The 21761-nt window shown below is 72.0% G+C and carries 19 protein-coding genes and 3 pseudogenes; 6 read left to right on the top strand and 16 right to left on the bottom strand.

Annotation, left to right across the window (positions count from 1 at the left end; translation table 11 throughout):
* Nucleotides 1-9: 9 nt before the first annotated feature.
* The 8 genes and pseudogenes from Vse01_RS29490 to hrcA form a co-directional block, all read right to left on the bottom strand.
* Nucleotides 10-366, bottom strand: a pseudogene (locus tag Vse01_RS29490) (PhoH family protein); the annotation flags it as partial.
* A 273-nt stretch (nt 367-639) separates the two neighbouring features.
* Nucleotides 640-1179 (bottom strand): annotated as a pseudogene (locus Vse01_RS29485) (LAGLIDADG family homing endonuclease); the annotation flags it as partial.
* A 207-nt stretch (nt 1180-1386) separates the two neighbouring features.
* Nucleotides 1387-2133 (bottom strand): annotated as a pseudogene (locus Vse01_RS29480) (PhoH family protein); the annotation flags it as partial.
* A 183-nt stretch (nt 2134-2316) separates the two neighbouring features.
* On the bottom strand, nt 2317-3705 hold the full coding sequence (locus Vse01_RS23135) for a serine hydrolase domain-containing protein (protein WP_093407511.1): 1389 nt from the start codon (nt 3703-3705) through the stop codon (nt 2317-2319).
* The gene (locus Vse01_RS23130; RefSeq protein WP_093407514.1) at nt 3702-4061 is read right to left on the bottom strand and encodes a histidine triad nucleotide-binding protein; all 360 of its coding nucleotides are present in this window, start codon (nt 4059-4061) and stop codon (nt 3702-3704) included. Before Vse01_RS23130 ends, Vse01_RS23135 begins: the two co-directional genes overlap by 4 nt.
* 45 nt (nt 4062-4106) lie before the next feature.
* Entirely contained in the window at nt 4107-4841 is a 735-nt protein-coding gene (locus Vse01_RS23125) for a 16S rRNA (uracil(1498)-N(3))-methyltransferase (protein WP_093407516.1), read from the bottom strand.
* Between the two features lies 1 nt (nt 4842).
* Nucleotides 4843-5988 carry a molecular chaperone DnaJ gene (gene dnaJ, locus Vse01_RS23120; protein ID WP_093407519.1) on the bottom strand — a complete coding sequence of 382 codons (1146 nt, stop codon included), beginning with the start codon at nt 5986-5988 and terminating at the stop codon, nt 4843-4845.
* 73 nt (nt 5989-6061) lie between these two features.
* Nucleotides 6062-7084 (bottom strand): heat-inducible transcriptional repressor HrcA, encoded by a 1023-nt coding sequence (gene hrcA, locus Vse01_RS23115; protein ID WP_093407521.1) that lies wholly within the window; start codon nt 7082-7084, stop codon nt 6062-6064.
* Between the two features lie 210 nt (nt 7085-7294).
* Between hrcA and Vse01_RS23110 the strand changes: the two genes are divergently transcribed.
* Entirely contained in the window at nt 7295-7891 is a 597-nt protein-coding gene (locus Vse01_RS23110) for a DUF4870 domain-containing protein (protein WP_093407523.1), read from the top strand.
* A 27-nt stretch (nt 7892-7918) separates the two neighbouring features.
* Here Vse01_RS23110 and hemW read toward each other — a convergent pair whose 3' ends face one another.
* Nucleotides 7919-9142, bottom strand: coding sequence for a radical SAM family heme chaperone HemW (gene hemW, locus Vse01_RS23105; protein WP_093407678.1), 1224 nt, complete (start codon nt 9140-9142; stop codon nt 7919-7921).
* Between the two features lie 20 nt (nt 9143-9162).
* Between hemW and Vse01_RS23100 the strand changes: the two genes are divergently transcribed.
* From Vse01_RS23100 to Vse01_RS23090, 3 genes are all read left to right on the top strand, one after another.
* Entirely contained in the window at nt 9163-9951 is a 789-nt protein-coding gene (locus Vse01_RS23100; protein WP_093407525.1) for an enoyl-CoA hydratase-related protein, read from the top strand.
* Between the two features lie 118 nt (nt 9952-10069).
* Nucleotides 10070-11002, top strand: coding sequence for a hypothetical protein (locus tag Vse01_RS23095; RefSeq protein WP_093407681.1), 933 nt, complete (start codon nt 10070-10072; stop codon nt 11000-11002).
* A gap of 233 nt (nt 11003-11235) precedes the next feature.
* Nucleotides 11236-12141 (top strand): phytanoyl-CoA dioxygenase family protein, encoded by a 906-nt coding sequence (locus Vse01_RS23090; RefSeq protein WP_232511333.1) that lies wholly within the window; start codon nt 11236-11238, stop codon nt 12139-12141.
* An 87-nt stretch (nt 12142-12228) separates the two neighbouring features.
* Here Vse01_RS23090 and Vse01_RS23085 read toward each other — a convergent pair whose 3' ends face one another.
* The 4 genes from Vse01_RS23085 to Vse01_RS23070 all read right to left on the bottom strand — a co-directional run bounded on the left by Vse01_RS23085 (nt 12229) and on the right by Vse01_RS23070 (nt 15990).
* Nucleotides 12229-12873, bottom strand: coding sequence for an MOSC domain-containing protein (locus Vse01_RS23085; RefSeq protein ID WP_093407683.1), 645 nt, complete (start codon nt 12871-12873; stop codon nt 12229-12231).
* Between the two features lie 143 nt (nt 12874-13016).
* Nucleotides 13017-13304, bottom strand: coding sequence for a GlsB/YeaQ/YmgE family stress response membrane protein (locus Vse01_RS23080; RefSeq protein ID WP_093407532.1), 288 nt, complete (start codon nt 13302-13304; stop codon nt 13017-13019).
* 183 nt (nt 13305-13487) lie between these two features.
* Nucleotides 13488-15362: a translation elongation factor 4 gene (gene lepA / locus Vse01_RS23075; RefSeq protein WP_093407534.1), complete on the bottom strand. Its 1875-nt coding sequence runs from the start codon at nt 15360-15362 to the stop codon at nt 13488-13490.
* Nucleotides 15363-15456: 94 nt separating this feature from the next.
* Complete coding sequence (locus Vse01_RS23070; RefSeq protein ID WP_093407536.1) at nt 15457-15990, bottom strand: DUF4240 domain-containing protein; 534 nt, start codon at nt 15988-15990, stop codon at nt 15457-15459.
* A gap of 87 nt (nt 15991-16077) precedes the next feature.
* On the opposite strand from Vse01_RS23070, the gene Vse01_RS23065 reads away from it, so the two are divergent.
* Both Vse01_RS23065 and rpsT read left to right on the top strand, forming a co-directional pair.
* Nucleotides 16078-17058 (top strand): phosphotransferase family protein, encoded by a 981-nt coding sequence (locus Vse01_RS23065; RefSeq protein WP_093407686.1) that lies wholly within the window; start codon nt 16078-16080, stop codon nt 17056-17058.
* A gap of 225 nt (nt 17059-17283) precedes the next feature.
* Entirely contained in the window at nt 17284-17550 is a 267-nt protein-coding gene (gene rpsT / locus Vse01_RS23060) for a 30S ribosomal protein S20 (protein WP_093407538.1), read from the top strand.
* A 104-nt stretch (nt 17551-17654) separates the two neighbouring features.
* Here the strand turns inward: rpsT and Vse01_RS29475 are convergent, their stop codons facing one another.
* The 3 genes from Vse01_RS29475 to Vse01_RS23045 form a co-directional block, all read right to left on the bottom strand.
* A complete protein-coding gene (locus tag Vse01_RS29475) occupies nt 17655-18251 on the bottom strand; it encodes a hypothetical protein (RefSeq protein ID WP_232511334.1) in 597 nt (198 codons plus the stop codon).
* A complete protein-coding gene (holA, locus tag Vse01_RS23050; RefSeq protein ID WP_093407540.1) occupies nt 18248-19228 on the bottom strand; it encodes a DNA polymerase III subunit delta in 981 nt (326 codons plus the stop codon). Before holA ends, Vse01_RS29475 begins: the two co-directional genes overlap by 4 nt.
* A gap of 124 nt (nt 19229-19352) precedes the next feature.
* A complete protein-coding gene (locus tag Vse01_RS23045) occupies nt 19353-21734 on the bottom strand; it encodes a ComEC/Rec2 family competence protein (RefSeq protein ID WP_232511341.1) in 2382 nt (793 codons plus the stop codon).
* Nucleotides 21735-21761 lie beyond the last annotated feature (27 nt).

The raw sequence follows: 21761 nt of genomic DNA, 5'->3' as shown, positions 1-21761 counted from the left end.
TCCCTCGGTCTAGCGGCGCCGGCCGCCGCGGTTGCCCTGGGCGCTGCGCCCGGACACCGCGTGCACGCCCTGCGCCTGCTGGTTCTCGGCGTCCCACCGCGCGTACGCGTCGACGATCTCCCCGACCAGCCGGTGACGTACCACGTCGGCGCTGGACAGCTGCGCGAAGTGCACGTCCTCGACCCCGGCCAGGATGTCCCGGACGACCCGCAGCCCGCTCGTCGTCCCACCGGGCAGGTCGACCTGCGTGACGTCGCCGGTGACCACGATCTTGGAGCCGAAGCCGAGCCGGGTGAGGAACATCTTCATCTGCTCGGGCGTGGTGTTCTGCGCCTCGTCGAGAATGATGAACGCGTCGTTGAGCGTGTTGTGCGTGACCAGGAAGTCATCGGTGACATACAGCGAATCCTCCGCCGCCACCTGGATGCACATCGTCTCCTGGACACCGGCGGGGACGATCGAGTCGATGAAGCGCATCGGCCGGCCGCCACCGCACTCCTCGTACCGCTGGCCCTTACGCGCAAGCCGAAACGGCGGTACGCCCTCCGGCAGCCGGATCTCCACGACGTAGGCGTCCGACCGGTAGCCGACCGGACGACCGCTCGCCAGGCCAGGCGTACGACCCTCGGCCACCCGAACGCGCCACGTCGCCACGCCACCGAGTGACTGGACCAGGTGGACGACGTCGTCGCGGAGCCGGGGAGAGGTCGTCGAGTACTGCACCCGGCAGGTCCGTCCCGCCTGGACGACCGGCCCGCCGTCGGTGTCCAGCAGCCCCTGCAGGACGGCCAGGCGGACATCGACACTGTTCTGGAGATAGACGGACGGGACGAACTTGGTGCCCGACTTCGTCCCGGCCAGACCCAGCTCGCGGAGCGCGACCGTCACCGGGTTAGCGACGATCACTCCACCTCGGTGCCCCTTGGTGTGCCGGAGCACATAGTCGTACTCGCTCTTGCGGTGCAGCTCGATGTCGACCAGGTTGTCCTCGATCGCCCGGGCGAGCTCGGGGTCCGCCGTGGTGAATCCCGGCGTCGTGCGGCACGAGATCGACCCGTCACCGAGCAGCAGGCCGAGGACGTACGGATCGAGCGGAACGTCCTGTGGCTCCAACTGCACCGGAGCCACAACCGGCAGTTCGTAACGGCGGAGGTGACCCCGCCGCTCCTGCCCGATCATCTCCTGGGTCTCCAGCGTGCGTCGGCGACCACGCCGCTTGTCCTCGGGGGTGGCGACCGTCCAGAGATGCTCACCGCAACACAGGGTCGAAGCCCCGTCCTGCGTGGTCACCCGGTAGACCTGCTTGGGCCCTTGCGGGTAGATCCCGATCACCGGGGTCGGCATGCCGTTCGAGCCGATCACCAGGTCGCCGACCTGGAGTGAGCCGAACCGCTTGAAGCCTTCCGGTGTCAGCACGCGGGCGTCGTACGGCTGCGCCCGGCCCCTCATGTATGCCAGGGGGGCGACCTCGATCGTGCCGGCGGCCATCAGCTTCGGGATGGTCTCCGGGTCGAGCATGTCGTGCAGCGCGTCGTAGAGCGGGCGCAGGTAGGGGTCGATCTTCTCGTTGAGCGTGCCGGGCAGGAAACCGAGCCGCTCCCCCGCCTCGACCGCCGGCCGGGTCAGGATGATCCGGTTGATCTGCTTGGCCTGCAACGACTGCACCGCCTTGGCCATGGCGAGGTAGGTCTTGCCGGTACCCGCCGGGCCGATGCCGAAGACGATCGTGTGCCCGTCGATCGCGTCGACGTAGCGCTTCTGTCCCAGTGTCTTGGGACGGATGGTGCGCCCGCGCCGGGAGAGGATGTTGAGGGTCAGGACCTCGGCGGGCCGCTCCGTGCCACCCTGTTCGAGCATGCCGACGGTACGCCGGACGGCATCTGTGGTCAGGGTCTCGCCTTTCTCGATGAGTTCGAGCAGCTCGCTGAAGAGCCGCTCGGCGAGGGCGTTGTCGGCGGGAGCGCCGGTGATGGTGATCTCGTTGCCACGCACGTGCACGTCACTGTTCACCGAGCGCTCGACCAGTCGCAGGATCTCGTCGCCCGCGCCGAGCAGGTTGACCATGATCTTCGAGTCGGGGACCGTGATCCTGGTCTGGACCCGGGGCGGGCCGGGAGGTGGGGTGCCGGTCATAGGTCGGGCCCGAGGGCCCTGCGCCACCTGCTCTCGATCTCGGTGCCGGGCCCGTGGCACGGCGTGCGGACGTTACCCCCATCGTATCGGTTCAACGGCGGGGACACGCTGCCCATTTCCGCCGCTGTGACGCTCCGGCACGACCGGACATAGCAGGGCATTCCACCCCGATGAACCGCCCGGTCAGACGCGGAAGTCGAAACCGTCGAAGGTCTCCTGGCGGCGGGTGAACCGGTAGGTCGCCCAGTGCATCCGGACCACCACGCCGGCGGAGTCCCGGGTCAGCCGGAGCAACTCGCCGTTCTCCCGGCCGGAGACGGTACGGAACACGTCCGGCTGATCCGGCACCGGAGCGAACACCGCCGGCGGCTTCCCCGGCGGGTCACCGGCGCCACGGGCCCGCAGGGCCCCCTCGTGCCACGAGAAGACGTACTCGAAGCCCTCGCCCCACCAGCGGCCGAGCAGTCCGCGCACGTCCGGCGGCGCCGGCTCACCGGGACGCCACGGGTCGATGTCGGCCGGATCGTGCTCGACCGCGGCGGCGAGCAGTCGGTGCGGCAACTCCAGCAGCTCGACGGCGGTGCCGGAGGAGCCCAGCACGGCGGCGCCGAACGCCCCCGGAGTGCCCTCGCCGCCCCGGCGGCCGTACGCCCCGGCGAGGAAGCCCGGCATCGCCCCGTCATGCCCGACATGCACCACCCGCTCCCCCTGGGGTACCAGGATCAGACCGAGACCGAAGCCGCCGGCCCAGACCGCCTCGTCGGTGACCGTCACCGGCCAGCGCATCTCGTCCAGGGTGGCCGGGGCGAGCACCCGACCCGCCGCGTCCAACGCCGCCGGGTCGGCCAGGAAGGCGGCCCACCGGGCCAGGTCGGTCGCCGTGCTCCACAGCTGCGCGGCGGGGCTCACCGCGCCGAAGTCGGTGGGCGGCTCCGGATGCGCCTCGTCGGAGTACGCGTCGACCAGGAACCCGGTCGCGGCGCGCGGGCCCGGGGTGGTTGTGGTGGCGGTCAGCCCGAGCGGGGTCAGCACCCTCTCGGTCAGCACCTCCGCCCAGGTGCCGCCGCGTACCTGCCCGACCAGGTGGCCGAGCAGCGCCATGCCGAGATTCGAGTAGTGGTAGCGGCGGCCGGTCGGCAGCACCCGCTCGGCCCGGTCCAGCTCGGTGATCAGCTGGTCGGTGTCCGGTGCGCGCAGGGTGTCCCAGACGTCGCCGTACGGTTCGCGTTGCAGGCCGGCGGTGTGCGACAGCAGCCGGCGCACGGTCAGCTCACCGTGCGCCGGCAGGTCGAGGTGCCGCCGCAGCGGGTCGTCGAGGTCGAGCAGCCCGTCGTCGCGGCACTGCATGACCAGCACGGCGGTGAACGTCTTGGTCACCGAGCCGATCCGGAACCGGGTCTGCTCGTCCAGGGCCGTGTCGTTTCCGGTGCCGCCGGCGGTGCACGTCCACAGCGGCCGGTCGGCGCGGTGCACCGCCGCCGAGACCGCCGGCACCCGGGCCTGCGCCTGGACCTGGCGCACCAGCCGGTCCAGGCGACCGGCGGCGGAGGTGCGGCCGGCGGCGGAGGTCATCCGAGACTCCGGGCCAGCATCGGGCCGAGCGGGGCGCCGCCGAGCACGTGGGCGTGCACGTGGAAGACCTCCTGGCCGCCGTACGCCCCGGTGTTGAACATCAGCCGGAACCCGTCGCCGAGCAGGCCCTGGTCCTCGGCCACCGCGGCGGCGGTGGCCAGCACCTCGCCGGCCAGCGCCGGGTCACCCTGGCCGAGCGTGGCCACGTCGGCGTAGTGCTCCTTCGGTACGACCAGCACGTGTACCGGCGCCTTCGGGTCGATGTCGCGGAAGGCGAGCGTGGTGGGCGTCTCGCGGACCACGGTGGCCGGAATCTCTCCGGCGACGATGCGGCAGAACAGACAGTCGCTTCCCATCCGGGCAGTCTAAGGAAGGGTTCCGCGGCGACGTCCGCGCGACGCTCACCAGCGCAGCAGGCGGGTGGCGAGGACCGCCAGGGCGGCCACGCCCGCGGTGGAGGTGCGCAGCACCGAGCTGCCGAGCCGTACCGGTCGGGCGCCGGCTTCCTGGAAGGCCGACAGCTCGTCCGGGGTGATGCCGCCCTCCGGCCCCACCACCAGCACGATTTCGCCGTGTTCGGGCAGCTCGACTGTGGTCAGCCGGTCGGTCGCCTCCTCGTGCAGCACGTACCCGGCCGCCGCCCCGGCGATCCGGCGCGTCACCGATGCGGTGCTTTCGTCAGGCGCTCCCGCCACCACCGGCAGCCACGCCCGCCGGGCCTGCTTCGTCGCTTCCCGGGCGGTGGCGACCCACCGGCTGCGGGCCCGTACGCCCCGGTCGCCGCGCCACTGCACCACCGAGCGCCCCGCCGCCCAGGGGACCAGCTCGTCCACGCCCGCCTCGGTCATCGCCTGCACGGCCAGCTCGCCCCGGTCGCCCTTGGCGATGCCCTGGACCACCACCAGCCGCGGGTTCGCCGCGTCGACGTACCCCCGGTCGGTCACGTCGAGATCGAGGGTGCCCCGGCCGACGGCGGTGACCACGGCGGTGGCGGTGCCGCCCCGCCCGTCGGCGAGCAGCACCTGCTCGCCGACGCGCAGCCGTTGCACGGTGGCGGCGTGGTGGCCCTCGGGCCCGTCCAGCACCATCGAGACGGCGGTCGGCAGCGACTCGACGAGGAACAGCGGGGCGGACACGTCAGGCGTGGCCGTTGAAGGCGTCGCGCATGCGGGAGAAGAAGCCACCCTGCTTGGTCAGCTCGGCGACCTCCTCGCCGCGGGTCTTGGCGAAGTCGCGCAGCATCCGTTCCTGGTCGGCGTCGAGCTTGGTCGGGGTGCGCACGTCGAGGTGGACGTAGAGGTCACCCCGCCCGGCGCCGCGCAGGTGCGGTACGCCTCGGGCCCGCAGCCGCAGGGTGCTGCCCGGCTGGGTACCCGGCTTGACGTCGACCGGTTCTTCGCTGTCGAGCGCCTTGATGGTCAGCCGGGTGCCGAGTGCGGCGGCGGTCATCGGCACGGTGACCCGGCAGTGCAGGTCGTCGCCCTTGCGGGAGAAGACGTCGTGTGGCCGTTCGTGGATCTCCACGTAGAGGTCCCCGGCGGTGCCGCCGCCCGGGCCGACCTCGCCCTGCTGGGCGAGGCGGATCCGCATGCCGTCCTCCACCCCGGCGGGGATCTTGACGGTCAGCGATCGGCGGGTGCGTACCCGGCCGTCGCCGGCGCAGGTCGGGCAGGGGCTCGGGATGGTGGTGCCGTAGCCCTGGCAGACCGTGCACGGCCGAGCGGAGACCACCTGCCCGAGGAAGGTGCGCTGCACCGACTGCACCTCGCCCCGGCCACCGCACGCCTCGCAGGTGGCCAGGTGGGTGCCGGCGGCGGTGCCGGCACCGGAGCAGGTGGTGCAGAGTACGGCGGTGTCGACGGTGATCGGCGCCTCGACGCCGAAGGCGGTCTCCTGGAGGTCCAGCTCCAGTCGCAGGATCGCGTCGGCGCCGGGGCGGGTACGCGGACGGGGGCCCCGCCCGGCGCCCGTTGCGCCGCCGAAGAACGCGTCCATGATGTCCTGGAAGCCGACGAAGGGGCCGGCCCCGCCGGGACCACCCGGACCGCCGGGCCCGCCTCCGCCGGGTGCCAGCGGGTCCCCGCCCAGGTCGACGATCTGCCGTTTCCGATCGTCCGAGAGGACCTCGTACGCGGCGTTGATGTCCTTGAACTTCTCCTGTGCCTCCGGATCCGGATTCACGTCCGGATGGAATTGGCGCGCCAGCTTGCGGTAGGCGCGCTTGATCTCGTCATCGGAGGCACCCTTGCTCACGCCGAGAATGCCGTAGTAGTCCCTGGCCACTGCGTTCCGTGTCCTCGTGTTCGTCTCGAGTTACGCCGTTCGGCGGCGGCAGCCTGCCGTCGGCCCTGACTTGTCAGTTCTGGGCCAGCAGCTCGCCCACGTAGCGTGCCACGGCCCTCACCGTGGCGATGGTTCCGGGGTAGTCCATCCGGGTCGGTCCCAGCACGCCCATCCCCCCGACGATGGTCGCGCCCGGGCCGTACCCGGTGCTGACCACGGAGGCCGCCCGTAGGTTGTCGATCTCGTTCTCGTCGCCGATGCGCACCCGCAGGGTGCTCGGTTCCACCTCGCCGATGAGCTTGAGCAGCACGACCTCCTCCTCAAGAGCTTCGAGGATCGGACGCAACGAGCCCTGGAAGTCGAGCAGACCGCCCCGGGCGAGGTTGGCGGTGCCGGCCAGGGCGAGCCGCTCCTCGTGCCGTTCGACGAGCGTCTCCAACAGCACCGTGGACAGGGTGGTCATCGCCGGGCGCAGGTGCGGCACGGAGTCGTCGATGAGAGCCTGCACCAGCGGCGGGGTCTCCGACAGGCGGACACCTACGAGCTTCTCGTTGACCAGCCGGCGCAGGTCCAGCACGTCGTCGGCGAGGACCGGTGCGGGCAGCTCGACCAGCCGTTGCTCGACCCGACCGGTGTCGGCGATCATCACCAGCATCAGCCGGGTGGTGGAGATCGGCACCAGTTCCAGGTGACGCACCCGGGACCGGGCCAGGCTCGGGTACTGCACGACGGCGACCTGCCGGGTCAGCTGTGCCAGCAGCCGCACCGTGCGGTGCACCACATCGTCGAGATCGACGGCGCCGGCCAGGAAGCGCTCGATCGCTCGGCGCTCGGCCGGGCTGAGCGGCTTGACCCGGCTCAACCGGTCCACGAAGAGTCGGTAGCCACGGTCGGTGGGCACCCGCCCCGCGCTGGTGTGCGGCTGACGGATGTAGCCCTCTTCCTCCAGCACGGCCATGTCGTTCCGGACGGTGGCCGGCGAGACACCGAGTTGGTGCCGCTCGACCAGCGACTTGCTGCCGACCGGCTCCTGGGTGGCGACGTAGTCCTCGACGATCGCCCGGAGCACGGCGAGCTTCCGGTCGTCCAGACCCATCCTTGCCACCTCCTGTCGCAGGTCAGCCCGCAGCGTCACGGCCGCCAGAGGAACACTCTGGCACTCGACTGTAGCGAGTGCCAGTCTACGTCGGCGTCCCCCTCGACGCGATGATCAAGTCGGCCCGCTCGTCATCGAACCGATCGGCGGGTTGACACTCGCCGGTGTCGCTCTGGTGCGCCGTTGCCGCTGGCACCTACCGTGACCTCCATGACTGAACCACCTCGTCCCCCGGACTCCGGCGACGAACCCACGACACCACTGTCCGGTTCGCCAGGCCAGGGCGGTTATCCCCCGCCCGGCGGCTATCCACCTCCCACCGGCGACCAGCCGCCGCCGGCCGGCTACCCGCCGCCCGGGGGCTACCCGCCGCCCGGCGGTTACCCTCCCCCACCCGGAGCCCCCGGTGTCGGCTACCCGACCGGCGGTTACGGCGCTCCCGGCGGTGGCTACGCCAACAACGAGGACAAGACCTGGTCCCTGATCGCCCACTTCGGCGGCCCGCTCGGCGTGGTCGTCGGTGGCGGGCTCTTCGGCTGGGTGGCGCCGCTGATCGCGATGATGACCCGCGGGCAGCAGTCCCCGATCGCCCGGGCCCACTCGGTGGCCGCGCTGAACTTTCAGCTCACCTGGGCCATCGTCGGTGTGCTGAGCTGGGTGCTCACCATGATCACCTGCGGCATCCTGTTCTTCGCGCCGATCATCGCCGGGATCGTGCCGGTGATCTTCGGCATCATCGGCGGGGTCAAGGCCAACGACGGGGTGCTCTACCAGTACCCGATGAGCTACTCGTTCGTGAAGCGCTGACCGCGCGGGCCGACCGGATGACGGGGGTCAGGGCAGCAGGTCGCGGACCACGGCGTCGGCGAGCAACCGGCCGCGCAGGGTGAGCACGGCGCGGCCGGCGGCGTGGGCGGGCTCGGCGAGCAGGCCCTCGGCCAACGCCCGCGCCGCACCCGCCCGCCCGGCGTCGGTCAGCACGTCCAGCGGCAGGCCGGAGGCCAGCCGCAACCGGAGCATGACGTCCTCCATGTGCGCCTCGTCGCCGGTGAGCACCTCCCGGGCCTGCCCGGGTGACGCCCCGGCGGCGAGGCGTTGCGCGTACGCGGCGGGATGCTTGACGTTCCACCAGCGCACCCCGCCGACGTGGCTGTGCGCCCCCGGCCCGAGGCCCCACCAGTTCCCGCCGGTCCAGTAGAGCAGGTTGTGCCGGCAGCGCGCGGCTGGCGTGCGGGCCCAGTTGGAGACCTCGTACCAGGAAAAACCGGCCGCGCCGAGGGTGGACTCGGCGGCCAGGTAGCGGTCCGCGGCGACGTCCTCGTCCGGGTACGGCAGCTCGCCACGGCGCATCCGGGCGGCCAGCCGGGTGCCGTCCTCGACGATCAGGGCGTACGCGCTGACATGGTCCACGCCTGCGGCGACCACCTGGTCCAGCGAGGCGGCGAAGTCCTCGGCCCGCTCCCCCGGCGTCCCGTAGATCAGGTCGAGATTGACGTGGTCGAAGCCGGCGTCACGGGCCTCCAGCGCGGCGGCGGTGGCCCGGCCGGCGTGGTGCCGGCGGTCGAGCACGGCGAGCACCCCGGGCGCGGCCGACTGCATGCCCAGCGAGATCCGGGTGTACCCGGCCGCGCGCAGCTCCTTCAGCGAGGCGGGCGTCACCGACTCGGGGTTGGCCTCGGTGGTCACCTCCACGTCGGTGGCCAGCCCCCAGGTCCGGTCGATCGCGTCGAGGATGCGGGCCAGGTCGTCGGCGGGCAGCAGGGTGGGGGTGCCGCCGCCGACGAAGACCGTCTCCACCCGGGCCGGTGGGATGTCGTCCAGCACCCGGGCGGCGAGCGCCAGTTCCGCCAGCACGGCGTCGGCGTAGCCCTCCCGGCTCGCGCCGCCGCCCAACTCGTCGGCGGTGTACGTGTTGAAGTCGCAGTAGCCGCAGCGGCTCGCGCAGAAGGGCACATGCACGTAGACCCCGAAACCCCGGACGGCTACGGACGCACGGGCGGACGCGGGCAGCGACCCGTCGGCGGGGACGGGCTCGCCTGCTGGAAGGACGCCGGGCATGGCCACTAGTGTGCCCTGGCATGACCTCTCCCGACGCGTTCGTGCGGGTCGCCACGGCCCACGGGGTGACCACGCTCACCCTGGACAGTCCGCACAACCGCAACGCGCTCTCCACGCCGCTGATGACCGAACTGCTGGCCGGGCTGGCCGCCGCGGTCGCCGACGACGCGGTCCGGGTGATCGTGCTCGACCACACCGGGCCGGTCTTCTGCTCCGGCGCCGACCTGAAGGAGACCGCGGCGGCGTACGCCAGCGGCACGGTGCCCGCCGGGATGCTGGGTGACGTGCTCGCGGCGGTCTGGGAGTGCCCGAAGCCGGTGCTGGCGAGAGTCGCCGGCCCCGCCCGGGCCGGCGGACTGGGCCTGATCGCGGCAGCCGACCTGGCGGTCTGCGCGGCCGAGGCCACGTTCGCCTTCACCGAGGTGCGGATCGGGGTGATCCCCGCGGTGATCTCCGCGACGGTGCTGCCCCGCCTGACCACCCGGGCGGCAGCCGAGCTGTACCTGACCGGCGACACCTTCGACGGCCGGCGGGCCGCCGAGATCGGCCTGGTCACCGCCGCGGTGCCGGCCGCGGAGCTGGATGCCGCGGTGCGGCGGTACTGCGACTCGCTGGTACGCGGGGCCCCGTCGGCGTTGGCCGGCGCGAAGCGACTGCTGCGCCGCCCGGCCGCCGTCGACCTGCGCGCCGACCTGACCGAGCTGGCCGAGGTGTCCACCGGGTACTTCCTGTCGGCGGACGGCGTCGAGGGGGTCACCGCGTTCCGGGAGAAGCGGCCGCCGCGCTGGGTGGCGGAACTCGGTGGGTGAGGTACGGCCGGGACGGGGAACCTCGCGTCGCGCGCAGGTGCCACGGGAGGTGGGAACCGGTCGGACGACCCGAACGGGTCGATGAGGGACGTACGCTTGGCGGACCTTGACACAGGAGGTGCGGGTGCGAACTCGGGCTGTCGCGACGGGCTTCGTGGTCCTGGTCCTGATCGCCGCGATCGGGATGATCGTGGTGCTGAGGCAGGCCGGTGAGGGGCTACGGCTGCCGCTGGCCGGTCGGGCCTGCACGGTCCAGGCCGACGGCGAGGTGACGCTCGACTCGCAGCAGATGGCGAACGCGGCGACCATCGCGGCGATCGGCGTGCAACGCGAGATGCCGGAACGGGCGGTGGTGGTGGCGCTGGCCACCGCGTACCAGGAGTCCGGGTTGCGCAACCTGACCGGTGGTGACCGCGACTCCGTGGGGCTGTTCCAGCAGCGACCGAGCCAGGGTTGGGGCACGCCGAAACAGATCCGGGATCCGCGGTACGCGGCGGGGAAGTTCTACGCGGCGTTGAAGAAGGTGCGCGGCTGGGAGGACATGCGGGTCACCGACGCCGCGCAGAAGGTGCAGCGCTCGGCCTTCCCCGAGGCGTACGAGAAGTGGGCCGACGAGTCGCAGGTGCTCACCCGGGCGCTGCTCGGTCACGCCAGCACGGCGGTCACCTGCGCGGTGGGCGGTGATCCGGTGATGCGCGGCGCCGCCGCCATCGCCGCGCTGACCGAGGGGCTGGCGCTCGACTGGGGCCTGCGGGCCTTCACCGGCGACGACGACCGGCAGGTGGGCAGGAGTTACTTCACCTCTGCCGTCGACAGCTCCGGCAACCCGACCCTGCTGAAGGTGGGGATCAACGAATCGCCCTCCGCCGAGGGTGTGCGGGCCGGCTGGCGCTACACGCACTGGCTGGTCTCCCACGCGAAGGAGCACGGGGTGAAGCGGGTGACCTACGACGGCCGGGAGTGGACCGCCAAGCGCGGCGACTGGAAGCGCCTGCCGGACAGCGACCGGGGTGACACGGAGGTCCTCGCCGAGGTCCACGCCGACGTCTGACCGACCTCGATCTCTTTAGGCCGACCGCTCTTACCCGCAGTCACCGCAAAATCCGGCATTTTGCTACTTAATGCCACGTCTCGCCACGTTGAGTGACGTGCGGTAGTCGTCCAACCGCCTTCAGTCGCCGTACCTGTGTAAAGGTCGCGGGGTGCCCCCCGAGCCGCCTGGACGCGCGTTACGATCGGCGGCCTGTGCCAGAAATGGTTTCACCTCTTGGGGAGGGGTACTACGTGGCGTTCGACTACGGCGACCGGACCGGCTACGAACCGATCAGTGACGTCGACCGCAAGGAGTTCCACGAGCAGGGCTTTCTCCTGCTGCGCAACGTCCTGACCGAGGATCACCGGGCCGCTCTCGAGGCCGCGGTCGACCGGGTGTACGAGGAGGAGAAGGCCAAGGGCAACACCACCAAGGACGGCACCCTGCACCTGCTGGGCTTCCTTGAGCGTGACGAGCTCTTCGGCGAGCTGCTCACCCACCCGATCGCGTTCCCCTACATGTGGGGCCTGGCGGGCTGGAACATCTACACCCACCACAACCACCTCGACGTCACGCCGCCGGCGTTGGAGCCCGAGAAGCCGTACTGGGGTTGGCACCAGGACGGGTACCGGCAGAACTCCGACCCGGAGACGATGGACCCGAATCTGCCCCGGCCGATGTTCTCGCTGAAGGTCGCCTACGTGCTCTCCGACCTGTCGGAGAAGGGACGCGGCGCGACGAAGGTGATCCCTGGCAGCCACCTGTGGAACTCGCTGCCGCGCCCGTCGGATCTGAGCGTGCACAACCCGGACCCCGAGGGCACCGTCGAGATCACCGCCAACCCGGGTGACGCCTTCATCTTCGACCGCCGCCAGTGGCACTCCCGGTCGACAAACCTGTCGAACATCACCCGCAAGATGCTGTTCGTCGGTTACACCTACCGGTGGATCCGCCCGCTCGACGAGCTGCACCCCGACAAGGACGGCGAGTGGTACCGCAACCGCACGCCGGTGCAGCGCCAGCTGCTCGGGGAGGGCACCCACACGGCGAACTACTGGGGCATCAACTGGGACGGCTACATCGACGACGAGATCCCGCTGCGCAAGGAGCTCAAGCAGCGCGGTCTGCTGAACCGCAGCATCCCCTGGCTCCGCTGACCGGACCGTGACGACAGGCCCCGTGGCCACGCCTGGACGTGGCCCACGGGGCCTGTTCGCGTCAGCTCGGGACGACGTGCCGGTCCGTCAGCCGGCCGACTCGCCCAGCCGGCGACGCGCCTTCTCGCGAACCGGCTCGGGCAGGTCGTCGGCCGCCAGCAACCGGGGCAGCAGCGCCGGCTCCAGGGTGAGCGCCCGGAACACCTCGCCGAGGGTCACCCCGTGGGCCGGCCGGTGCACGATCTCGATCGGGTCGCCGACGCCCACCGCGCCCTCCCGCACCACCCGCAGGTAGGCGCCGGGCGTCGCACGGGCGGTGAACCGCTTGATCAGATCCGGTACGCCCCAGAATCCGGCAAAGGTGGTGCACGGCGTACGCGGCTTGGTCACCTGGAGCAACACCTCGCCGACGGCCCACTGCTCGCCGATCACGGCGCCGGTGACGTCGACCGCGTGCGTGGTGAGGTTCTCGCCGAAGCCCCCCGGACGGATGGCGCGCCCGAGGTCCGCCTCCCACCAGGCCGCGTCCTCCCCCGCGTACGCGTAGACGGCCTGGTCCGGACCACCGTGGTGGGACCGTTCGCCGATGAAGTCGCCGACCAACCCGTCGGTGCGGAAGAACACCGGAGCCTCGACCGGCCGCTTGTCGATGCCGCTGCGCCCGCTCGCGTCACCGGCCCACGCCGCCTCGGTCACGATGCCGACGTTCACCGATGCCACCCTGCCCGTCATGATCACATCCTAAGGGAGCGGTTTCGGCACCCCATCAGCCGTCGGCCGCTGGTCAGGTGGTCGCGCCACGGGCACCACGTTTGTCGTACGCATGCGAAAGGCGCCCGACCTCGACGGTCGGGCGCCTTTCGACGGTTCAGCTGTTACCGGTGGGTGACACCCCGGCGGTTGCGGCCCACGCCGGCGACCAGCGCCACCGCGACGGCGGCCAGCAGCACCTGGAGCATCAGCTCCCGCCAGTCGATACCGGCGGTCTCGGCGAAGCCGGACGCACGGGCGATCACGGTGCCGAGCAGCGCCGCACCGACACCGATGAGCATGTGCAGCCAGATCGGCATGTTCTGACGGCCCGGCACCACCAGTCGGCCAAGCGCACCGACGATCAGACCAACGATCAGGGCGGTGATGATGCCCCAGACGGTGAGCTCCATGGTCGCTCTCCTTCACGAAAGACGTTCAACGTTTGTGGTGTTCCTGTCGTGACCGCCTAATGCCCGACGAGCGAAGATCCCAAACCGGCTTTTCTGGCCGAGAGGTCGCGACCACCCCGAAAGACCGCGCCACGCAGACGGGCGCCCGGCCGGGTGGCCGAGCGCCCGTCGGGATGGATGCGCTTACTTCTTTCCGCTCGCCTTGCCGTCGGAGTCGGAGGAGAGCGCGGCGATGAACGCCTCCTGCGGGACTTCCACCCGGCCCACCATCTTCATCCGCTTCTTGCCCTCCTTCTGCTTCTCCAGCAGCTTGCGCTTACGGCTGATGTCACCGCCGTAGCACTTGGCGAGCACGTCCTTACGGATGGCGCGGATCGTCTCCCGGGCGATCACCCGGCTGCCGATGGCTGCCTGGATCGGCACCTCGAACTGCTGACGCGGGATGAGGTTGCGCAGCTTCGCCGCGATGGTGGTGCCGTAGGCGTACGCCTTCTCCTTGTGCACGATCGCACTGAACGCGTCCACCGGCTCGCCGTGCAGCAGGATGTCGACCTTGACCAGGTCGGACGCCTGCTCGCCGGAGGGCTCGTAGTCCAACGACGCGTAGCCCTTCGTACGGCTCTTCAACTGATCGAAGAAGTCGAAGATGATCTCAGCGAGGGGCAGCGTGTAGCGCAGCTCCACCCGGTCGGCGGAGAGGTAGTCCATGCCCAGCAGGCTGCCGCGCCGGCCCTGACACAGCTCCATCACCGCACCGACGTAGTCGTTGGGGGTGAGTACCGTGGCCCGCACCGTCGGCTCGTACACCTCGGCGATCTTGCCGGTCGGGTACTCGCTGGGGTTGGTGACCACGACCTCCTCGCCATCCTCCTGGATGGCCCGGTAGACCACGTTCGGCGCGGTCGAGATGAGGTCGAGGTTGAACTCCCGCTCCAGTCGCTCCCGGATGATCTCCAGGTGGAGCAGGCCGAGGAACCCACAGCGGAACCCGAAGCCGAGCGCACCGGAGGTCTCCGGCTCGTAGGTCAACGCGGCGTCGTTGAGCTTGAGCTTGTCCAGCGCGTCCCGCAACGCGGGGTAGTCCGACCCGTCGATCGGATACAGGCCGGAGTAGACCATCGGCTTCGGGTCCTTGTAACCGCCGAGCGCCTCGGCCGCTGGCCGCCCGTTGATGGTGACCGTGTCACCGACCCGGGACTGCCGGACGTCCTTCACACCGGTGATCAGATAGCCGACCTCACCGACGCCGAGCGCGTCGGCCTTGACCATCTCCGGCGAGATGACCCCGATCTCCAGCAGCTCGTGGGTGGCGCCGGTGGACATCATCTTGATCCGGTCCCGGGCGCTGATCCGCCCGTCGACCACCCGCACGTAGGTGACCACGCCCCGGTAGACGTCATACACCGAGTCGAAGATCATGGCGCGCGCCGGGGCATCGGCGTCGCCGACCGGCGGGGTGAACTGCCGGACGATCTCATCGAGCAGGTACGGGACACCCTCACCGGTCTTGCCGGAGACCCTGATGCAGTCCGCCGGGTCGCCCCCGATCAGGTGGGCCAGTTCCTCGGCGTACTTCTCCGGCTGGGCCGCCGGTAGGTCGATCTTGTTGAGCACCGGGATGATGTGCAGGTCGTTCTCGAGCGCGAGGTAGAGGTTGGCCAGCGTCTGCGCCTCGATGCCCTGGGCCGCGTCGACCAGCAGGATCGCGCCCTCGCAGGCGGCCAGCGACCGGGACACCTCGTAGGTGAAGTCGACGTGGCCAGGCGTGTCGATCATGTTGAGCACGGCCTGCTCGCCAGCCCGCTCGCCCTCGGCGATGGTCCACGGCATCCGGACCGCCTGGCTCTTGATGGTGATGCCACGCTCGCGCTCGATGTCCATCCGGTCGAGGTACTGCGCGCGCATCTGCCGCGGGTCGACCACGCCGGTGAGCTGCAACATCCGGTCGGCCAGGGTCGACTTTCCGTGGTCGATGTGGGCGATGATGCAGAAGTTCCTGATCCGCCCCGGGTCGGTGGCACCAGGAGCGTTCGCGCCGGGATCGAGCGTCGGTGGCACAGCGGTCCGTTCTGGTCGGCTGACGTGAGCGGGCCGGCACGCGCCGGCCCCCTCTATGCTCCCATGTCCCCGGCGGGCATCGGCCGGGCGTCCGTCACTCCTGCGGCGGCTCGACGAAGAGGGCGGCGAGCCGGGGCAGTCGACGGCGGGCCTCCTCCTCGTCGTCGAAGTCCCAGAAGTCGTTCAGGTCGGGCTGCGGCGCCGCCGCGCGCTCCCCCGGCAGGTCGGTCGCGGTGGCCCTGCGGTACGCGTCCCACGGCACCGCGAGCATGTCCGCGCACTCGAACTCCTCGCCGCTGAGCGAGGCGGACCGGATCTGCGGCAGCTCGGCCAGCGAGTCCGGATCAGCGACCGCCCGGGCGAACACCTCCCGTCCCTGGGTCATCAGCCAACCCCGGAAGTACTCGAACCCGTCGTCCGAGGCGCCACCGTTGATCAGGTACGCGGCACCCCACAGGTCGACCCGGTAGGACGCGCCGAGGACCCGTTGCTGGTGGTGGGCGTACCCGACGATCTCCTCGGGGTCGCGGGCGGCGAGCAGCGCGACGGCTCGGGCGGCGATGGCGTCCGGCTCTCCCCCGCCGGTGCGGGCGCGGTCGATCAACTGCCAGAAGTCGTCGGTCCTCATGGTCCGGCAGTCTGGCAGACGCCGCTCCGGGTGCCCGGATCCGCGCCGGAGGTCGCCGCCCGACCGGCCACCGGGCAGCATGGTCGGGTGAGTTCCGCCTCTCCGCCCGAGTACCACGCGACCGCGCAGCGGCCCGAGTGGTCGGTCCTGCCGGCGCGGCTGCGGACCGCAGTGGCCGCCCGGCTGGGCGCCCCGGTGGTCCAGGCCACGACCGCCAGCGCCGGCTTCACCCGGGGTTTCGCCGCGCTGCTGCACACCGCCGACGGGCACCGCGCGTTCGTCAAGGCCGCGCCCCACGCCGAGCAGCCACACCTGGTCGACTGGTACGCCCGGGAGGCCGCGATCCTCAACCGGCTGCCGGCCGGGTTGCCGGTGCCCCGCCCGCACTGGTCGCTGTGGGAGGCGGGCTGGTACGTGCTGTGCCTCGACGCCATCGACGGTCACACCCCCCGGCTGCCCTGGGCGCAGGTCGAACTCAGCGCCACCCTCACCGCCTTCGCCGACGTCGCCGAGGCGCTCGCCGATCCACCGGCCGAGTTGACCGCCCTCGGCCTGCCCCGTCTCAGCGACCTGGCCCGCGACGACATCCTCTGGTGGGGCGAGGTCGCCGCCGGCCGGGAACCGGTGCCGCCGTTGCCCGCCCCGGCGCGGGGACGGCTGGCCGAACTGGTCGCGCTGGAGTCGCGCCTGCCCGGGTACGCCGCCGCTTCGACCGGGCTGACCCACGGCGACCTGCGGGTCGACAACGTGCTGATCGACACCGCCGGCGCGGCCTGGTTCTGCGACTGGTCGTGGCTGTGCCAGGGGCCGGCCTGGTTCGACCTGGTCACCCTGCTGATCACCGGGTACGCCGGCGGGCTGGACGTCGATTCCCGCTTCGCCGCCCACCCGGCCGCGGCCGGCGCGCCCGACGACGCGCTGGACGTCACGCTGGCCGCCCTGGCCGGCTACCACCTCACCGCCTCGACGTCGGCGCCACCGACCGCGTCGACCCACCTGCCGGCGCACCAACGGTGGACAGGCGAGCAGGCTCTCGCCTGGCTCTCGCACCGCCGCGCCTGGGCCTGAGGCACCGCCCCCGCCGGTTGACGACGCGCTGGTGTCCCGGCGACCGGCCTGGGTGCGGGTGTCCCGGCGGCAACCGGCCTGGGTGCGGGTGGTGCGACGACCTGTGCGGGTGCCGTTTTGGCCCGCCCGAACCGGACCTGGTAACCTGGCTCTTCGCGCAGCGATGACGCATGCTCGTCGCGCGCACAAGCTGACCAACCCGAGCTATCAAGACGAGGCTGTCGCGTGGCGAACATCAAGTCCCAGATCAAGCGCAACCGGCAGAACGAGAAGCGCCGGCTGCGTAACAAGTCGGTCAAGTCGTCGCTGAAGACCGCCATCCGCAAGTTCCACGAGGCCGCTGAGGCCGGTGACGTCGAGAAGGCCGCCGCCCTCATGCAGGATGCCTCGCGCAAGTTGGACAAGGCGGTCAGCAAGGGCGTCATCCACGGCAACCAGGCCGCGAACCGCAAGTCCGCGATCGCCAAGCGCGTCGCGTCGCTCGCCTCCTGAGCCAGCGCCCAGACCTGACGGAAGCCCCGAGGCGGTGCCTCGGGGCTTCCGCACGTCCATCCGCCCCGGCATCGGTCCGCTTCCGGTCCGGCCGCGCGCCCTGATCAGGACCCGGGTTCGGCGGTTTCCGGCCGAGACCCGACATCACTCCGCTCCGCGGCCGCCCCGCCGCGCCCCGCCGCCGCTGTCCCCCGGGCCGCGCCGCCCGGGAACCGGTCGGGTCCGGCACCGGCGGCAGGCGGTGCCGGCCGCGTCGCGCCAGGGCGCTCCTCCGCCGGCTCGGACCGCACCACGCCGGGACGCTCCATCTCCACCGGTTCGGATCGCACCACGACGCCGGGCACGCTATGCCGCAGCCAGTCGACCCGGGCCCGCCCGACCACCGGCTCCATCTGCTGACGGAACCGGTCACGTTCCTGCTCGGGTACGGCCGCGGCGGAGCGCACCACAGTGGCGGCCACCAGGTCGTTGAGCTTGACCATCACGGCCACCGTGGCGGGCAGCACGAGCACCGCCCACCAGGTCACCAGCTCGGCGAGCGCGAGCAGCGCCGCCAGCGCGATCGCCCCCTCGAAGAAGATGAAGCAAAGCACCCCACCCGGATTGACGAACCGCAGGCCGAGCACCCGCGCGTAGAACGGCCGGTACCGCTCCTCGTCGGCCGGGATCGTGGCCCACGAGCCACGGAGGGCTCCGCTCACCTGGCGCCACCCTGCCGGGCGGCCGCCACCGAGAAGACCGCCTTCTCCAGCGCGTACGCCCGGTCGTCGGAGCCGCCCTTGACCGCCGCGTTGCACTCGGCCGCCGCCCGCATCGCCAGGACCAGCCCGTCGGGGGTCCAGCCCCGGGCCTGCCGTTGGGCCCGTTCGACCTTCCACGGCGGCATGCCGAGGCTGCTGGCGAGTTGGTACGGGCTGCCCCGGCCGGCCGAGGCGACCCGGGCGACCGTACGGATGCCGTCGGCGAGGGCGTCGGCGATCGGCACCGGATCCACCCCCACGTGCAAGGCCCAGCGCAACGCCTCCAAGGCGCCCGGGAGGTCACCGACCATCGTGGCGTCAGCCACCGTGAACCCGCTGACCTCCACCCGGCCCCGGTAGTAGCGCGCCACCGTGTCGGCGCCGATCCGGCCGTCGGTGTCGGCGATCAGTTGGGAGCAGGCTGCCGCGAGTTCGCGTAGGTCGTTGCCGACCGCGGCGATCAGCGCCTCGGCGGCGGCGTCCGTGCACCGTCCGCCGGCCCGGCGGATCTCGTCGCGGACGAAGGACACCCGGTCGCGGTGCCCCTTGAGCTTCGCGGCGGTCACGACCCGGGCACCGGCCGACTTCAGGCCGTCCGCGAACGCCTTGCCCTTGGCGCCCCCGAGGTGCGCCACCACGAGCTGCACCTCCGGGTCGGGGTTCTTCGCGTACGCCAACAGGGCGGCGACCAGATCTTTGCGGGCGTCCTGACCGGACCGGAGCACCAGCACGCGACGTCCGCCGAACAGCGACGGGCTGAGCATCTCGTCGATCTCGCCGACGGTGAGCTGGCTGGCCTGGTATTCGCGCACGTCAACGGCGGGGTCAGCGGCGCGGGCGGCGGCAACGGTTTCGGACACCGCGCGCGTGGCGAGCAGCTCCTCGTCGCCGAGGACGAGCACAATAGGAGCGGCACTGGCGGCGGTCACGCCGCCCATATTCGCACGCGCGGCCGGTCGGTCCAGCCTGCTCGTCATTACTCTGCCGGCAGACCCCGCACTCAACGCAAATCCAGACATAAGACTTATCTTCCGCTTTTCGCGGTAAATCGCCGTCGATTCATCACGATGGACGGACCCGGTCGACGCCAGCGCTCACCACCGCCAGCCCTCGGGGCGACCGCACCACTGCCACGTCACCCCCGACGTCGGTACGCAGCACCCGCGCGCCACCCCGGGCCAGCCGGGCCAGCACCGCCTCGTTGGGATGGCCGTAGCTGTTCTCCGCGCCGACCGGCACCAGTGCCACCGCCGGCCGCACCGCGTCCAGAAAGGCCGGATCCTGGTACGCGCTGCCGTGGTGGGCGACCTTCAGCACGTCCGCCCGCAGCCCGTCCGGTGGCAGCCGCTCCAGCAGCGCCCGCTGCTCCTCCACCTCGGCGTCGCCGGTCAACAGAATCCGCACCCGGTCGACCATGGCGAGCAGCACCAGCGAGTTGTTGTTCGGATCCGAGCGGGTGCCGCGCATCGGGTACGGCGGGCCGAGCACGGTCAGATCGACCGCGCCGGCCCGATAGCGCCAACCCGCCGCTGCGGCGACCACCGGCGTGCCGTACGCCGCGGCGGTGCCGCGCACCAGATCCCGGCCGGCCACTGGTTCCGGCCACTGCGGAACCAGCACCGTGTCCACAGGTCTTCCCCGGAAGATTCCGGCCACCCCGCCCGTGTGGTCCACGTGGAAGTGGCTGACCACCAGCAGCGACACCCGACGTACGCCGAGCCGGCGCAGGCAGGCGTCCGCTGCCGCCGGATCCGGACCGGCGTCCACCACCACCGCCCGGCCCGCCCGCACCGGCAGCAGCATCGTGTCGCCCTGACCTACCGCACAGGCGGTGACGACCCAACCGTCCGGCGGCCATCCCGGCGCGATCACCCGCACCGGCAGGGCGCCCAGCACGACCGCGACGGCGCAGACCGCCACCAGTCGACGTACCAGCGGGCGGCGGGCGGCGAGCAGCAACGCCACCGTCAGCGCCGTCAGCAGCAGCGCTCCGGAGATCCCGCCGGGCCAGGGCAGGTTGCCCGCCGGCAGCCGGGCGCCGTACCGGGCGACCAGCACCAGCCACCACGCCGGCCAGTGCGCCAGCCAGGCAACGGTCTCGGCGCCGGCCGGCCAGATCGGCGAGACGACCGCGGCCGCCACGCCGAGCACCGTCGCCGGAGCTATCGCCGGCACCGCGAGCAGGTTCGCCGGCACCGCGACCAGGCTGACCGTGCCCGTCAGTCCGGCGATCACCGGCGAACAGGCGAGTTGTGCGGCGGCCGGCACCGCCAGCGCCTCGGCCGCGCCTGTCGGTACGCCCCGCCGACGCAGGCCGTCCCGCCAACTCGGTGCGAGCAGCAGTAACCCGCCGGTGGCCAGCACGGAAAGCGCGAAGCCGGGGTCGCCGGCCAGGCCCGGATCGACAAGCACCAGCGCCGCCACGGCGGCGGCGAGCGCGGGCACTGCCGCCCGGGGCCGGCCGGCGGCCAGCGCGGCGAGCCCGATCGCGCCCATGGTGGCCGCGCGTACCACGCTCGGGGACGGTCGGACCAGGATGACGAAGCCCACCAGGGCCAGGCCGCAGAAGCACACCGCCAGCGCGGGACCGGCACGGGCCCAGCGGGCCAGCAACAGCACCGCACCCATCACAATTGCCACATTCGACCCAGAAACGGCATTCAGGTGAGTCATTCCGGTGGCCTGGAAATCCTCCTCCACCGGGTCAGGCAGCCGGCTGGTGTCCCCGACGACCAGGCCGGGCAGCAGGCCACCGGGATCGTCTGGCAGGGGCGCGCACGCCTGCTGGAGGCCGGCGCGCAGCCGACCGGCCGCGCGCTGCAACGCCGAGGGAGAACCAAGCCGAATGGGTGCGCCGACGGCCATCAGGACCGCCCCGGTGAGGTCGCCGCCGCGTGGCTCGGCCAGGCGCCCGTCCGCAGTGAGCCGTTGCCCGGGCAGCAGTCCCCGCCACGCCGGGTCGTCGGCGAGCACCAGCACCCGCGCCGGGAGGCTGATCCGTTGGCCCTGCGGCCCGGTCAGCGTCACCAGCCTCGCCGGCACCAGCAGGGTCGGTGGACGGCCCACGATGCCGCCGCGTACCGGCCGGGGGTCGTCCCGGACGACAAGTTCGGCGGTGACCCGGGCCCGTTCGTCCACCAGGACGCGCAGTGGGCCCGCGTCCCGTACGGTCAGCCGCGCCGAGGTGGCCGCCCCGCCACAGACCACGCCGATCAGGATCGCCACCGCGACCCAGCCGTGGCGGCGCACGGTCGGGCCGGGTCGCCCGACGAAGCCGAACAGGTGCAGCGCCGCCACCCCGGCGACACCGGCCGCGCCTGCGGCCAGCAGCAGCGTCCGCCGGGCATCGAGATGCAACCCCGCCAACGCGGTGAGCCAGGCCGCGACCGCCAGCCCCGCCAGGCGGAGGTCCGGCGCGGGCCCGCCGGTCGCGACACCGGGGATTCCGGCCGACGGTGCGACCGGGGCGGC

Origin of the sequence: Micromonospora sediminimaris, assembly GCF_016863575.1 — a bacterium.
Taxonomy (GTDB): domain Bacteria; phylum Actinomycetota; class Actinomycetes; order Mycobacteriales; family Micromonosporaceae; genus Micromonospora; species Micromonospora sediminimaris.
Note: the sequence above shows the minus strand (reverse complement) of the source record. Positions and strands in the feature narration are given on the sequence as shown.

Bases quoted from the DNA above. Each gene is read 5' to 3' on its own strand.
- Vse01_RS23085 (WP_093407683.1), bottom strand. From the start codon at position 12,873: ATGACGGGCAGGGTGGCATCGGTGAACGTCGGCATCGTGACCGAGGCG.
- Vse01_RS23080 (WP_093407532.1), bottom strand. From the start codon at position 13,304: ATGGAGCTCACCGTCTGGGGCATCATCACCGCCCTGATCGTTGGTCTG.
- Vse01_RS23100 (WP_093407525.1), top strand. From the start codon at position 9,163: ATGACCTCTCCCGACGCGTTCGTGCGGGTCGCCACGGCCCACGGGGTG.
- holA (WP_093407540.1), bottom strand. From the start codon at position 19,228: ATGGGCGGCGTGACCGCCGCCAGTGCCGCTCCTATTGTGCTCGTCCTC.
- hemW (WP_093407678.1), bottom strand. From the start codon at position 9,142: ATGCCCGGCGTCCTTCCAGCAGGCGAGCCCGTCCCCGCCGACGGGTCG.
- Vse01_RS23070 (WP_093407536.1), bottom strand. From the start codon at position 15,990: ATGAGGACCGACGACTTCTGGCAGTTGATCGACCGCGCCCGCACCGGC.
- hrcA (WP_093407521.1), bottom strand. From the start codon at position 7,084: ATGGGTCTGGACGACCGGAAGCTCGCCGTGCTCCGGGCGATCGTCGAG.
- Vse01_RS23110 (WP_093407523.1), top strand. From the start codon at position 7,295: ATGACTGAACCACCTCGTCCCCCGGACTCCGGCGACGAACCCACGACA.
- Vse01_RS23130 (WP_093407514.1), bottom strand. From the start codon at position 4,061: ATGGGAAGCGACTGTCTGTTCTGCCGCATCGTCGCCGGAGAGATTCCG.
- Vse01_RS23135 (WP_093407511.1), bottom strand. From the start codon at position 3,705: ATGACCTCCGCCGCCGGCCGCACCTCCGCCGCCGGTCGCCTGGACCGG.